This window comes from Acinetobacter sp. Marseille-Q1618, assembly GCF_902809855.1.
GTDB lineage: Bacteria > Pseudomonadota > Gammaproteobacteria > Pseudomonadales > Moraxellaceae > Acinetobacter.
In genome coordinates, this window is sequence record NZ_CADDWJ010000002.1 from 1090048 (window position 1) to 1105072 (window position 15025).

Below are 15025 nucleotides of genomic sequence, written 5' to 3' on the forward strand. Positions count from 1 at the left end.
ATAGAAAATTATATGTCGATGTTTAATATCGTTCGTAAAGAATTCCAATATGGTCAACATCAAGTTGTATTAGAAACAGGTCGTGTTGCTCGTCAAGCAAATACAGTATTGATCACCATGGGTGGCGTAACTGTATTGGTTGCTGTTGTTGCGCAACCTACAGCAAAAGCGGGTCAAGACTTCTTCCCGTTAACTGTAAACTATCAAGAAAAACAATATGCTGCGGGTCGTATCCCAGGTGGTTATGGTAAGCGTGAAGGTCGTGCTTCTGAAGCTGAAACTTTGATTTCACGTTTGATTGACCGTCCAATTCGTCCATTATTTCCAGAAGGTTATTATAACGAAATTCAAGTGACTGCAACGGTTGTGTCTTCTGACAAAACTATGGAAGCAGATATCGCTGCGATGCTTGGTACCTCTGCTGCACTTGCAATTGCAGGTACACCTTTCCGTGGCCCAATCGGTGGTGCACGTGTAGGTTTAATCAACGGTGAATACGTTCTTAACCCAAACTTAGAGCAACTTGCTCAATCTGATCTAGACTTAGTGGTTGCGGGTACAGAATCTGCTGTATTGATGGTTGAGTCTGAGGCGAAGGAACTTTCAGAAGACCAAATGTTGGGTGCTGTGCTTTTCGGTCATGACGAAATGCAAATTGCGATTCAAGCAATCAAAGAATTTGCTGCTGCGGCAGGCGCAACCGAGTCGACTTGGACTGCACCAATAAAAAATGAAGAGTTACGTGCAAAATTAAAAGAAGCGTTTGAAGCGAAAATCTCTGAAGCATATACCATTGCAGTGAAACATGATCGTTATGCAGCATTAGATGCGTTACATGAAGAAGCATTGGCTCAATTTGTTCCAGAAGGCGATGAAACCGGTATTGCTGACGAAGTAAACGAATTATTTGAAGACCTTAAATACCGTACAGTACGTGACAACATCCTTTCAGGTAAACCACGTATTGATGGTCGTGATACCAAGACTGTACGTGCTTTAGATATTCAAACAGGTGTACTTGATCGTGCACACGGTTCTGCATTGTTTACACGTGGTGAAACTCAGGCGTTGGTTACAACAACTTTGGGTAATACACGTGATGCCTTAATGGTAGATACTTTAGCAGGTACAAAAACTGACAACTTTATGTTGCATTACAACTTCCCTGCATATTCTGTAGGTGAAACAGGTCGTGAATCTGGTCCTAAACGTCGTGAAATCGGTCATGGTCGTTTGGCACGTCGTGGTGTACAAGCGGTACTTCCACCCGCTGACCGCTTCCCGTATGTGATTCGTATCGTGTCTGACATTACTGAATCTAACGGGTCATCTTCAATGGCTTCTGTATGTGGTGCGTCACTATCTCTTATGGATGCAGGTGTTCCACTGAAAGCACCAGTTGCGGGTATCGCAATGGGTCTTGTAAAAGAAGGCGAGCGTTTCGCAGTTCTTTCTGACATCTTAGGTGACGAAGATCATCTTGGTGATATGGACTTTAAAGTCGCAGGTTCTGCAAACGGGATCACTGCGCTGCAAATGGATATCAAGATCGAAGGGATCACTGAAGAGATTATGGAAGTTGCATTGAACCAAGCATATGCAGGTCGTATGCACATCTTAAATGCAATGAACCAAGTGATTTCACGTGCGCGCCCTGAAATTTCAATGCATGCGCCAACCTTCCAAGTGATTAGCATTAACCCAGACAAAATCCGTGATGTGATTGGTAAAGGTGGTGCAACGATTCGTCAAATCACTGAAGAAACCAAAGCTGCGATTGATATCGAAGATAATGGTACAGTGCGTGTATTTGGTGAGTCTAAAGCGGCTGCTCAAGCTGCAATTGCTAAAATTCAAGCGCTTACTGCTGAAGTTGAACCAGGTACAATCTATACAGGTAAAGTCATTCGTATCGTTGAATTTGGTGCGTTTGTAAATATCCTTCCGGGTACTGATGGTTTACTTCACATTTCTCAAATTTCAAATGAACGTGTTGCCAATGTATCGGACGTTCTTGCTGAAGGTCAGGAAATCAAAGTACAAGTTGCAGATGTAGATAACCGTGGTCGTATCAAACTTACCATGAAAGACATCGAACAAGCTTAATATTTAAGTGAAATAAAAAGTCCGCTAAATGCGGACTTTTTATTTTTTAAGATTTACTGAAAAGATCAATTTTGATCGGCTTTTTGTAAAATCTCATATAATTCCTCTTTAAGCTTTAGTTTCTTTCTTTTTAAAACATCAATCTCATCAATACCTTGAGTGACGGGATTTTGTTCTAAGCGAATAATTTCATGATCTAGCTCATTATGCTCTTCAAAAATTTTAGAGAAATGTGCATCATTTTGCTTAAGTTGACTGATTAAGCTGCGGTATTCTGGAAACATAGGATCCTCATTGGTTTTGAAAATATTGTTCTATTCTGCTTGCATCTGACTTAGCTGGAATAAATCTTCAAGCATTTAGTTTAGATTTTCTTTATTCCATAAATATATTATGGGATTGTGTCGGATTCGTCTATATTTCAAAGTACTTGTATTTTGAATTGTTGCACCATGTGTTATTTCTCTACAAAAATGCTGGATTCAGCATAAAGTCAGTGTTTAATTTACAGTAAGATATTCCAGATTAATTTTCTAAAAATAGCGCCAATTTTTTGTAAATAAAATTGTGTTTGAGAATATGATTTATGCAGACCTTTTATTTTTTTCAACCATCAGAACAACAACAGACTTGTATTCAAGATCAACCAAATCTAGCAGCAGAACAACAATTTATATGGGTGGATTGTACCCGTGAAGACGTGGTGAATCGCGGTGAACTTTGGCAAAAAGAAATTTTAGAATTAACGGATGTTTATCTAAATGAATATCATATTCGTGACATTTTAAATCTTGAGCATCCTTGTGCATTTGATGCGATGGAAGATTATGACTTATTAATTTTTAGAAAGTTAATTACACCAGATGATCATATTTTGAGTGGTGAGACAGCAGTTGAGCAGCATGAAAGTGTATTTGGCTTAACCTCCTCGCCGATAAGTTTTGTGATTACACCGCAAGTACTGATCAGTATTCATGAAAAGGGCAATTATGCCTTTGAAAGTTATTTGAACCGTATCATGAATATCATGAGTAAAGGATTTAATGAGCAAAACAAGCCTCGAAAATTACCTTCTACGCCTTTAGACCTTACATTAAGATTGTTAAATAGCATGGTTGATGGTTATTTGGATTTGCGGAAACCTTTAACACGCCGTGTGGAATATTGGCAGCAAGACTTATTACAAGGGAATCGGCGTTTTGCGCAATGGCATCAATTGTTCCAAGAAATGATGGTATTTCAACAAATTGAGAACTTATGTGAAGAACAAATCGATGCTCTACAAGAGTTACGTGATGAAATCGTGGACAATTACTCACACCTTAAAGGAAAGAAAAAAGCCGATAAACAAGACTTAATGTTGGTACGTGTGGATGATCTAAATAGCCATGTAGAACGTATTCAGAAATATACTGCGCGCTTGAGCAGTGCAATCCAAGCAGCAATTGATTTACATTTTTCTGCGATTGCCAATCAAACCAATGAAAATATGCGAATTTTAGCGATTATTACTGCGGTTTTTGCGCCACTCACGCTACTGACTGGAATTTATGGAATGAACTTTGAGTTTATTCCAGGGCTGAAAAGTCCGCTGGGTTTTTGGATCATGTTGTCTGCGATGCTGATCTGCACAGTGGTTTTATTGGTTTATTTTTATCGTCGCCATTTGGTCGGACGTGGAGAAAGAAGTGTGATTGATATGTTGGCACAGCAACATAAAAATCAACACGTCAATCTCCTTTGGTTTTTAGACTATGAGCCGATTAAGCAAACCATGAAAGAAGTCGAAAAAATCACAAAATTGAAATAATTCCTGATTAAGCTATTTGTCGGTAACCGTTGATGCTTTTTGTAAAAGTAGATAAAGCTCATCTTTAATTTTTAATTTTTTACGCTTTAAAATTTCAATATCATCATGAATATGATTAATCGGATCAAGCTCTAAATGAGTAATGGTTTTATCCAGTTCTTCATGCTCTTGAAAGAGCTTGGAAAAATGTGGATTTTCATCTTTGAGTGTATTCACAAGTTCGCTATGTTCAGGGAACATATGCTTGATTTTCTTATTAATAACTTTGGAATTCATAGGGGTAGATGACCTCTTAACACCAGTTTTGATTGTATAAGAGAACTATCATGACAGGTTAAAGATTAACCTGTCATCTGTATTTAACAATTTGAAATGAATTAATCGTATTAATGATGAATATGTCTTACTTGCTTGCGTAATTGTTGAACCTCATCAATCAAATCCATCATCATGGCTACAGCTGAAAAACTGGCTTCAAAGTCACGTTGTAAACGATAGGCACGTCGAGCACGCGTTACATCTTCACCAAAGAATTGATGAATACGATCTTCAGGTCGGGCTGCCAAAATATCATACTCCAATAATTGTAGTACCCATTCAGGGCTTTGACCGCACGCTTGGGCAAAGTGGGTTAAATCAAAACATAATCGTTCATCGACGATCTCAGCGTCTTGATAGCCATTACAGACAATTTCACGGTAATGTATAGTTGTCATGAGTATGCTCCTTTAAGATGTCGAAAGTTTATCGCGCTTTAAAGTTCGGAAAAGCATTGGCATAATCTTGATATGCTTGTTGCTCTTGGGCTGTATCTGCTTTTGGATATACAATATTTAAAACGAGATATAAATGTCCCGCAGTTTTATTTGGAATACCTTTATCTTTTAAGCGTAATTGCTGGTTTTGTTTCGCATTTTTAGGAATATTCACTTGGACTTTGCCCGCAGGCGTATTGATTTCCACGCTTTGTCCAAGTGCTGCCTCCCAAGGTGTAATGTTTACGGTGTAATAAACATCTGCACCTTCTACACGAATTCGGTCTGTGTCTTGATACAGGATTTCAATATATAAATCACCATTTTCACCGCCATTAATCCCTGCTTGCCCTTGTTTAGACAAGCGAATTTGTTGACCTTCTTTCATGCCTTTTGGGATTTTAACCTGTAAGGTTTTTCGTTGTACTTCTGGTTCACCATAAGCATTGTAAGTTGGAATTTGCAGGGTAATGGTTTGAGTTGAGCCTTCATATGCCACATTAATCGGGACTTCTATGCTGGCATGTTGATCTTCACCACGGAAGCTGCGTTGTTGACGAGACTGACGCTGTCCAAAGTCTTGCTGATGTCCACCACCAAAACCGCCGCCAAAGCGCCCAAATAAATCTTCAAAGCCGCTAAAGTCTTGTTGATCGCCAGCGCTGCTACGATAAAACTGGCTACCATCGAAGCCTTGTCCACCTGTTTGCCCGCCAAAGCCACCACCAGAAAAGCCTTGAGGATGATCTAACTCAAAATCATATTGCTTTTTCTTTTCTTCATTGCTCAATGTGTCATAGGCAACATTGATGGCTTGCATTTTTTCCTCTGCATCAGCTTCTTTGCTGACATCAGGGTGATATTTGCGTGCTAATTTTCGATATGCTTTTTTGATTTGGTCTGGAGTCGCATCTCTAGAAACTCCTAAGTCTTCATAATAATTTTTTGCCATGTTCTGATTCATTGTTGATCTTGATTTCATTCATTAATATGCCATTTTTCTTAAAGTTAAAAGACTTGCTGAGTTGAGATATTGTTTCAAAAACTATCCAAGCTGTTAAAATTAAGACGAAGTAAATGGGATATTGATTTTATATATTTGATTTTATTGCTATTTTCAACTTTAAAGTGCTAAAAATAGCAATATTTTAAAGTTGAATATTGTGATAAAAATTTAATTTGAATAATCTTTCCATAACACAATCTTCGCTAGGAAAATGAGAGCGTTTTAGCTTAGTCGCTTAAACGAATCCATGTTGCTGAACGTCCTAACAGAGAAACACCAATAAAGCCCCGAACAGTGAGTCGTGTACCTTTGGGATTTAATTTTGCTTTACTCTGATAAATATTCCCTGAAAGTGGATCTAAGACTTGACCATTCGTATACTCATTTGGGTTTTTAGAATCTTGTTTAAAATTCCAGAATACTTGCATTCCCATATACGGTTTATTTTTCAATGAGCCTTTACAATGTTTGCAATTCTCTTCTAAGGGTTTATCTGGGATTGGGCGTATTTCGATAATTTTTCCTGTATAGGTGCCATCACTATTTTTTACAATCTGTACATCCGCACGAGAGTGACCTGTTTTATCGTCAACGGTTCTCCATTTACCCACAATATCAGGGGCTGCAAAGCTTGTTGTAGACAGTGCTAAGCATAGTAAAAATAAGGTATTTTTTAACATATTATTCCCCTTGAATGTTTTGTTTTAATCGTTTTAATTAAAAAAAGAGTAAATCTAGATTTACTCTTTTTAGATGAAAATGCAATCATATTTATGAAAATATGATGGGGTAAAATTAACTTAAATGTTCACCAAATAAACTCAGTGCTTCTTTTGCTGTAAAGGTATAGCGTTTATTACAAAATTGGCAGTCCATTTCGATTGGATTGTTAATTTCCAAGGTTTCCTTGACTGCCTCTAAACCGATTTGGATCAATGCATTAGCACACTTTTCACGAGAACAGGTACATCCAAACTTGAGCTGTTCTACTTCAGGTAAACGCACTTGTTCTTCATTATAAAGACGATACAAAATATCTTGTGCATCTAAATCTGTAAGTTCTTCAGGCTTTAAGGTTTCAGTCAACATGGTTAGGCGAGGCCACAAATCCTCATCGACACGTTGCTGTTCCTCTTCATTGTTACGTGGTAAGAGTTGGATCAGTAAACCACCTGAGCGTGTTGCATTACTTGCTAAAACAATACGTGTCGGAATTTGTGCAGATAAATCATAGTATTGCATCAAACAACCTGCAAGCGTCGGCTTTTCTAAAGCCACAATACCTTGATAACGCTCACCAAACTCAGGTTCTATGTTGATAAATAATACTGGAGAAGTAAGTGCTGCAAGTACTGTACTGCTGTCTTCACCCTGCATAAAACGAGGGTCTTCCTCATAATCAGCTAAGGCACGTACTTCACCTAAGTGGTTGCACTCCGCCATTGCCCATTTAAATGTACCTTGTGCTTGGATTTGTAAACTGATTCGTCCTTTGATTTTCAACGTACTGGCAAGTAAAGCGGTTGCACTGAGCATTTCACCTAAAAGTACTTGTACTGCAGGCGCGTATTGGCGCTGTGCTAAAATGGTTTGTAGTGCAGTTTCTAAATGTACAACTTCACCACGAACAGGGCTATCTTCAATATAAAAACGTTGACGTAAATCAGACATAAAATTCTCCAAATCCCTGTTTAAATGGTGACGATATTATAAATCACAAGCCATTTATTGCTGAATATCAGATGAGTTTTTGCTTTCATCGGTAACCTTAATGCGATCAGGGTGGTGCGCTAAAGGGGTTTTACGTTCTAAGCCTGACTCATCCAAATCAGGATTATCTTTAAATTGCTTTGGATCTTGTTGAGATGCTTGTGCATCACTTTCAAATAAATGTTCAAGTTCTGCCAGAAAATCACGATAACTTTCATACATTTTCTGCTCGTCGGTATAAATACGTTGCTGACGAGAAAGCAATTCTTCATCATAATTTCGGAATAGTTCGATGCTGTCATGCGCATCCGATTTATCTACGCCCAATTCACATAAAGTACGATAACCAATACCGAGCGAAGTTAAATAGGTCTCACGCCAAATATGTTTTACCCCTAAGTCACGTAATAAATGCATGTGATAACGATCACGGGCACGTACCAACAAGGTTAAATTTGGATAATTCAGACGAATATGTCGCGCGACATTCATTGAGTCCTCAACATCATCAATCGCTAAGACAAACACTTTGGCTTGCTCAATCCCCGCTGCACGTAAGATATCGGGTAAAGTGACATCACCATAATACAATGTACCGCCATAGCGGCGAACAAAATCTATTTTTTGTAAACTGTGGTCAATGGCTGTAAATGAAAAGTGCTGCATATGTGCCAAACGTGCCACAATCTGCCCAACTCGACCAAAGCCTGCAATAATAAGGGGGGGATGTTGATTTGGAATCTCATCGTAATGCGGTGTTTGTGCTTTATCAAACAGCGGTAAAATCCATGTTGAAACGATCCAAAATAAAATAGGTGTGAAGACCATTGATAAGGTGACTATAAGGGTAACAGGCTCTAAAATGGCAGCACTAATCACTTTATTACTTTTGGCAACACTCAACACTACAAAAGCAAATTCACCGCCTTGTGCCAAACAAGTTGCCACCATCAAACTATTGTGCCAACTCATTTTTTTGAATCGGGCAATCACTGTCATGACCAGCATTTTGATGAGAATCAACAACAGAGCAGCGCCAATAATTTGCACAGGAAGATCGACCAATAAATTCAACTGCGTGGTCATGCCCACAGTCATAAAAAATAGGCCTAATAACAAACCTTTAAACGGTGAAATACTGGCTTCAATTTCATGGCGAAACTCCGAATCTGCCAACAGTACGCCAGTTAAAAATGCCCCTAAAGTAGTGCTGATTCCCAAACTGTCCATCAGCAACACCACTGCGAGAACAATAAATAAACCCACAGCAGTAAGCAGTTCGGTTGCACCACTTTTTGCCACAAATCTGAAAAATGGTCGCATGACATAGCGGCTAAATAAAAATAGACCTGTAAATGTGGCAATGATTGCAGCGAAATAAGCAATACCGTGATGTGTAGATTCAGCGCCAGAAAGCAGTGGAATGACCGCAAGTAATGGAATGGCAGCAATATCTTGGAACAGTAAAATTGAAAAAGACTGTTGTCCGTGTGTTGTATTGAGTTGTTGTTTTTCAGAAAGAAGTTGTAAAACAAAAGCGGTAGAAGACAATGCAAGTGCAAAACCAATAACAAAACTTGCGGAAAGTGATTGTTGTAACAGTAAAAACACGGTGCCCATGAGTACAATACCTGTCACCACCACTTGCAAACTACCCATCACAAAAATGGATTGGCGCATTTCCCAAAGACGTTGTGGTCGTAACTCTAGCCCGATCAAAAACATCAGTAGAATCACGCCGAACTCAGCAAGGTGCATGATTTCTTCAGGATCACTGGCAATATTAAAAACACTTGGGCCAAGTAATATCCCTGTAAATAAATAACCTAAGACTGTCGCGATGCCGAGTTTTTTGCATAAGGGAACAAGTAATAATGCAGCACCCAAAAAGATAGTTATTTGCAATAACGGTGACATTGATTTGTCCTAATTTTTTACTTTGGAAATTGTACCCTGATTTTGAACCTGACTCAGTTATTTCGCTGAGATAGAGTGTTCTATGGATACCGTGTTTTTATATGAATAATATTGTATGAAAAAGAATGTAATGAAAATATGTATCAACCTGCTATTTTAGATTTTCTAAATTTTTATGTGCATTTGATAAAACTATTTTTATATCACTTTGTAAAATTAGTATCCGTAAGTAAGTTTTTTATAGTGATTTCACAGTCAGTGTTGTTATCGCATGAGGCGACATGGATGTCGCCTAGTTAGACTAGGGTAAAAGGACTTACCCTCAGTCTAACAAAGGATTTTTGTAACTTTTCATCCCTGAAAAGTTAGGCATTGCCTACACAAATCCATTTGATTTTCCAATATAATTTAGGGCTGTGATAGCTGAGAAGTTGTTATTAACTTAACTCTTGCGGATCTACATCAATCGTTAGCTTCATATGTGATGGTTTTTGCTGAAGCACGTATTGCCACCACTGACGAATATAAAAATGCATTTTTGCACGATCATGCGATAACAACACCACATGTGCCTGATAACGACCCGCTTTACGCTCCATAGGTGCAGGAATCGGTCCCCAAATATCAATCAAATTTTCTTCAGTATTGAGACGTAATTGTTGCGTCATTTCGGTTAAGAAGCTTTGATTTTCATCCTGACTTTTAGATTCACAACGCAGTAAAATGGCATAACGATAAGGTGGCATGTCCGCTATTTTTCGGTCTGCTAAAGTTTGCTTGGCAAAAGCCCGATAGTTTTTATCCAACAATGTATTTAGTAGTGGATGGTCTGGGCGTAACGTCTGTAAATAAACATCGCCTTTTTTCTCACCACGTCCTGAACGTCCTGCTACTTGCACGATCAACTGTGCTGTGCGTTCAGTTGCCCGAAAGTCAACACTGAGTAAACCTGCATCTATGTCTAAAATCGCAACCAAAGTGACGTAGGGAAAATGATGTCCTTTTGCCAGCATCTGCGTACCGAGCAAAATGGTCGGTTCACTTTTTTGGATTTGGTCATAAATTTTCTGCCAGCTGCCGACACGACTGGTTGAGTCACGATCTACACGTACCACAGGATATTTCGGGAACAGCTCATTTAAAGCTTCTTCAACTTTGGCTGTACCCATTCCAATCGGCTTTAAAGTATTTTGGTTGCATTCAGGACATGCATCAGGTAAACGATTAATGGTACCGCAGTGATGACAATGTAAATGTGAATAAGGTTTTAAATGCAGTGTAAAATGTGCATCACAATGAGGACAATTGGCCTGCCAGCCACAACTTTCGCAGATCAGCACAGGCGCATAACCACGCCGATTGAGAAAAATCAGCACTTGCTCTTTTTTCTCTAAGCGTTTGCCAATTTCACTAATCAGTTGTTCACTTAGACCTGCGGTTTTTTTACTGATTTTTAAATCAATCACATGCATTTTAGGCATGATAGCCGTACCTGCACGTTGATTTAGCTCTAAGCGAGTGAGTTTGCCTTGTTGGGCGAGAAAATAACTGTCAATACTTGGTGTAGCAGAACCTAAAATAATCGGACAATTCTCCAGATGGGCACGATAGAGTGCGACATCTCGAGCATGATAACGAAAACCTTCTTGTTGTTTAAAAGAAAGATCATGTTCTTCATCTAAAATGATCAAACCCAAATGAGGCATTGGGGTAAAGATCGCAGAACGTGTTCCTAAAATAATAGAAGCTTTGCCTGTTTCGCTATGCTGCCAAGCTTGTAGGCGTTTGGTGTCATTTAAACCTGAATGCAGTAGTGCAATATTACAATGAAAACGCGATTGAAAACGGCTAACTGTTTGAGGTGTTAAGCCAATTTCAGGCACGAGCACTAAGACTTGTTTACCTTGTTTTAAAACCTCTTGCATGACTTGTAAATAGACTTCAGTTTTACCACTGCCAGTTAAGCCATCCAGTAAAAATGCTTGATATTTTTTTTGTGCTTTTAAAATAGTTTGAATGGCTTTTTTCTGATCGTCATTGGGTGTGAGTGGCATTTGCGCCAAACTAACAGGTTCAGGCTTAAAGTTCTGTGGCTCTAAATCACAAACAATAATTTCTTTCTTTTCTAAGGCTTTTAGTGTTGCAGTTTCGATACCACTCAGATTTAAAATATTTTCTTGTGTGCCTTGTGGATGTAACTTTAAAATTTTATAGGCTTCTTGTTGTTTTTCAGAGCGTTTGACTTTGTCTTCGGCATTTAAGTCTAAAACTTTCCAAATCCGTGCCAGTAAGTTATAGGGTTTGCCTTGACGTAATAATGTAGGCAAAGCTGTTTGCATGACTTCACCGATGGGAAATTGGTAATATTGTGCAGCCCATGTCAACAAACTTAAAACTTTGTCATTTAAAATCGCGCGATCGTCTAAAAACTCAGTCACTGATTTGAGTTGAAAGCGAGGATCAATCGGGGTATCTATTGCTAACTTTTCAGTAATAATCGCAACCAGCTTTTGCCGACCAAAAGATACGGCAACACGCATGCCGACATCTGCCTGTGCATATTGTTCAGCACTGACTTTATAGTCAAAGCAATCATATATAAATACAGGTACAGCAACCCGTACACGATATATAATGTTTTGTGGTGTTGCGTTGATATTTTCTGAATTTGGCATAAATGATTAATTACACTTGAATGAAAAAGTATCGTGTCTGTTTGTGCTTATGGTAGAGTGTAGCATTCATACATATCTTAGAATAACTGTTCAGAATATGAATGATTTTAAGGGTCTAATGCAACTGCAAAAGACACAAAAATTTTGGAAAACTAGAGCATTATAATGCCTGCATATCAATTTACTGCCATTGATGCTTCAGGAAAGCAGCAAAAAGGCGTGTTGGAGGGAGATTCAGCACGTCAAATACGACAACAATTGCGGGACAAAGAATGGATTCCTGTCACGGTTGATGCTGTTGAGCAAAAAGATAAAACCAAAAGTTCGGGCTTATTTCAGAAAAAGTTTTCAGCTTATGATCTGGCTTTGATGACACGTCAGCTTTCGGTGCTGGTCGCAGCCTCTATTCCCTTAGAAGAGGCTTTGCGTGCAGTTGCCAAGCAAAGTGAAAAAGCACATGTGCAAAACTTACTCTTGGCGGTACGTGCTAAAGTTTTGGAAGGACACTCCTTAGCACAAGCCATGCAGCAGTCAGGACGCTTTCCTGATTTATATATTGCAACGGTTGCCGCAGGTGAGCGCTCAGGACATTTAGATTTAATTTTAGATCAATTGTCTGATTACACAGAAAACCGTTTTGCCATGCAAAAGAAAGTACAAGGTGCCATGATTTACCCGATCATTTTGATGCTGATGTCTTTTGGTATTGTGATGGGTTTGATGACGTATGTCGTGCCTGACATCGTTAAAACTTTTGATCAAAGTAAGCAAGCGTTGCCTTGGATAACTGTCGCTTTAATGAAAGCCAGTGACTTTATCCGCACGTCATGGCCATTTGTGTTAGTGGCAAGTGTATTGGGACTGATTCTACTGGTACGTTTTTTAAAGACTCAAGCAGGGCATTATGCTTTTGACCGTTTAACACTCAAACTGCCATTATTTGGTAAATTATCACGTGGTATAAACTCAGCACGCTTTGCCAGTACCTTGTCGATCTTAACAAAATCAGGTGTACCCTTAGTCGATGCTCTAAAAATTGGGGCAGCCGTGAGTAGCAACTGGGTCATTCGAGATGCGGTGAATATTGCTGCTGAAAAAGTCACAGAAGGTGGAAACTTGGCAACACAATTAGAGCGTTGTGGCTATTTCCCCCCGATGATGGTGCAAATGATTAAAAGTGGTGAAGCTTCAGGCGAGCTAGATCGGATGCTAGAACGTGCATCGAATATGCAGGATCGAGAAGTGACGACTTTTATTTCAACATTATTGGCATTGTTAGAACCGTTAATGTTGGTGTTTATGGCGGGTATTGTTTTGGTGATCGTGATTGCAGTAATGTTGCCAATCGTCAATATGAACAATATGATTTAAGCCAAGAATTTAATTATTTTTATAATGAATTGTGTAAAGAGAGAATTGCAATGCAACGGAAAATGAAGAGCAACAAACAATCGGGTTTTACACTCATTGAAGTGATGGTAGTGATCGTGATTTTGGGTGTTTTAGCGGCATTGATTGTACCCAATGTGATGGGACGAGGTGAGAAAGCCAAAGTGGATACCACGAAGATTACCTTAAAAGGCGTTGCAGGTGCTTTAGATCAATATAAATTGGACAATGGGCATTTTCCAAACACACAAGAAGGCGGTTTGGATGCCTTGGTGAATCAACCTGCAAATGCTAAAAACTGGATGCCAGGCGGGTATTTAAAAGGTGGTTATCCAAAAGACAGTTGGGAAAATGATGTGCAATATGTCATCCCAGGTTCTGAAGGTCGTCCATTCGATTTATATTCTTTTGGTGCTGATGGTAAACAAGGTGGTGAAGGTAATGATGCTGATATTTATTACACGCCTTAATGCTTGACTTAAAATCATGGAATAAATCACTTCACTGAATCGTATAAATCAATATTGAGTGAAGTGATAATGTTTCTTAGTTCTAAAAACAATAATAACACATTGATATTTTTTGATAATTTATAAAAATATTTGTTGAGAGATATAGTAAGAATTATTCCCATATTTAATAGTTACAAGAAAGTTAAATTACGGATAAAAATAGACTTTTTATTTATTTAAAAGCTTGCATAATGTTCTTTAAAGGCGACCAAATTGCTAGGAGAATAGGATGAAAGCATTATTTTTATCAGATGAAATTAATCAATTTCATTGGTCTATGCTCAAATCTGTTCTTTTGATTTTGAGTTTATTGCCGATGAGTCAGATTTTTTTAAATGTTTGGCAAGACTTAGATGCCAATAGCCAAATTATGATGGGTTTTTTAGGCGTAAGTGTATTTAGTGCACTTGCGATTATTAGTTTTTATAGTGCTTTAAATGCCACTGTGTCTAAATTCAATCTTGATGATTTATCTGCATTTGACGTAGTTTTATTAAAAATCTATCGTTATTTGCCGATGTTGTTTTTGGCAGGTATGTTGTCTTATTTGGCAACGCAAATTTAAGATTTTTGGGTGTTAAAACCACAGTTAAATGCTGATAATGTAACCCCATGATCAGCATTTTTCATTTGAATTTGATATAAAAATCTTCGTTGAAATAAAAACTTATCCCAGCTTAAAAAGTATTTTCAATTCATCCCATGTTGGCAGTTCAGGATAATCTGTATGGTGTGTGATTTTCTCCCAAGCTGCTTGTGAAGTCATGCAAAAGTTAAGTCGTTGTTTGGGGTGAATTTCACTGTCAATCAAACCGAGTGGAATCCACATATAGGGATGTTCTCCGATACGGTTGGGTACAGGTGAGCCACAGTTTTGACAAAATGATGACGTAAATCCAGTGTCTTTTTTATAGGTTTTGATGTGGTCTTGCCCCATTGTCCATGCAAAATTTTCAACTTTGATCATGGTGGCGTGATTCGCATGTGTACCTGATTGTTTTCGGCATAAACTGCAATGACATTGGTAAATTAATTCAATATTGTTTAATACCATTTGAAACTGCACACTGCCACATAAACATTGTCCATTTAACATGATGTATTGTCCGTTTTGCCTTAAGTGTTATTTTTGTTGTTGCTTAAAA

At 38.4% G+C, this 15025-nt stretch carries 14 protein-coding genes; 5 read left to right on the forward strand and 9 right to left on the reverse strand.

The window, feature by feature from the left end; translation table 11 throughout:
* Positions 1-18: 18 nt before the first annotated feature.
* Positions 19-2106 (forward strand): polyribonucleotide nucleotidyltransferase, encoded by a 2088-nt coding sequence (gene pnp / locus HUS24_RS12280; protein WP_173912568.1) that lies wholly within the window; start codon positions 19-21, stop codon positions 2104-2106.
* A 65-nt stretch (positions 2107-2171) separates the two neighbouring features.
* Here the strand turns inward: pnp and HUS24_RS12285 are convergent, their stop codons facing one another.
* Entirely contained in the window at positions 2172-2390 is a 219-nt protein-coding gene (locus HUS24_RS12285) for a YdcH family protein (RefSeq protein ID WP_173912264.1), read from the reverse strand.
* 302 nt (positions 2391-2692) lie between these two features.
* Between HUS24_RS12285 and HUS24_RS12290 the strand changes: the two genes are divergently transcribed.
* On the forward strand, positions 2693-3916 hold the full coding sequence (locus HUS24_RS12290) for a magnesium transporter CorA family protein (protein WP_173912265.1): 1224 nt from the start codon (positions 2693-2695) through the stop codon (positions 3914-3916).
* 12 nt (positions 3917-3928) lie between these two features.
* Here the strand turns inward: HUS24_RS12290 and HUS24_RS12295 are convergent, their stop codons facing one another.
* The 7 genes from HUS24_RS12295 to HUS24_RS12325 form a co-directional block, all read right to left on the reverse strand.
* The gene (locus HUS24_RS12295) at positions 3929-4192 is read right to left on the reverse strand and encodes a YdcH family protein (protein ID WP_173912266.1); all 264 of its coding nucleotides are present in this window, start codon (positions 4190-4192) and stop codon (positions 3929-3931) included.
* Between the two features lie 110 nt (positions 4193-4302).
* A complete protein-coding gene (locus HUS24_RS12300; protein WP_065994024.1) occupies positions 4303-4632 on the reverse strand; it encodes a chaperone modulator CbpM in 330 nt (109 codons plus the stop codon).
* A gap of 28 nt (positions 4633-4660) precedes the next feature.
* Entirely contained in the window at positions 4661-5623 is a 963-nt protein-coding gene (locus HUS24_RS12305; protein WP_173912267.1) for a DnaJ C-terminal domain-containing protein, read from the reverse strand.
* Positions 5624-5904: 281 nt separating this feature from the next.
* Entirely contained in the window at positions 5905-6357 is a 453-nt protein-coding gene (locus HUS24_RS12310) for a DUF2147 domain-containing protein (protein WP_173912268.1), read from the reverse strand.
* 115 nt (positions 6358-6472) lie between these two features.
* On the reverse strand, positions 6473-7348 hold the full coding sequence (locus tag HUS24_RS12315; protein WP_173912269.1) for an Hsp33 family molecular chaperone HslO: 876 nt from the start codon (positions 7346-7348) through the stop codon (positions 6473-6475).
* A 54-nt stretch (positions 7349-7402) separates the two neighbouring features.
* Positions 7403-9304: a monovalent cation:proton antiporter-2 (CPA2) family protein gene (locus tag HUS24_RS12320; RefSeq protein ID WP_173912270.1), complete on the reverse strand. Its 1902-nt coding sequence runs from the start codon at positions 9302-9304 to the stop codon at positions 7403-7405.
* A 437-nt stretch (positions 9305-9741) separates the two neighbouring features.
* A complete protein-coding gene (locus tag HUS24_RS12325) occupies positions 9742-11979 on the reverse strand; it encodes a primosomal protein N' (RefSeq protein WP_173912271.1) in 2238 nt (745 codons plus the stop codon).
* 165 nt (positions 11980-12144) lie between these two features.
* On the opposite strand from HUS24_RS12325, the gene gspF reads away from it, so the two are divergent.
* The 3 genes from gspF (at position 12145) to HUS24_RS12340 (ending at position 14445) form a co-directional block, all read left to right on the forward strand.
* On the forward strand, positions 12145-13350 hold the full coding sequence (gspF, locus tag HUS24_RS12330; RefSeq protein WP_173912272.1) for a type II secretion system inner membrane protein GspF: 1206 nt from the start codon (positions 12145-12147) through the stop codon (positions 13348-13350).
* A gap of 50 nt (positions 13351-13400) precedes the next feature.
* On the forward strand, positions 13401-13838 hold the full coding sequence (gene gspG / locus HUS24_RS12335) for a type II secretion system major pseudopilin GspG (RefSeq protein ID WP_065994030.1): 438 nt from the start codon (positions 13401-13403) through the stop codon (positions 13836-13838).
* Between the two features lie 271 nt (positions 13839-14109).
* Positions 14110-14445, forward strand: a complete 336-nt coding sequence (locus tag HUS24_RS12340) for a hypothetical protein (protein ID WP_173912273.1) — start codon at positions 14110-14112, stop codon at positions 14443-14445.
* Between the two features lie 102 nt (positions 14446-14547).
* Here the strand turns inward: HUS24_RS12340 and HUS24_RS12345 are convergent, their stop codons facing one another.
* On the reverse strand, positions 14548-14976 hold the full coding sequence (locus HUS24_RS12345; protein ID WP_173912274.1) for a GFA family protein: 429 nt from the start codon (positions 14974-14976) through the stop codon (positions 14548-14550).
* Positions 14977-15025 lie beyond the last annotated feature (49 nt).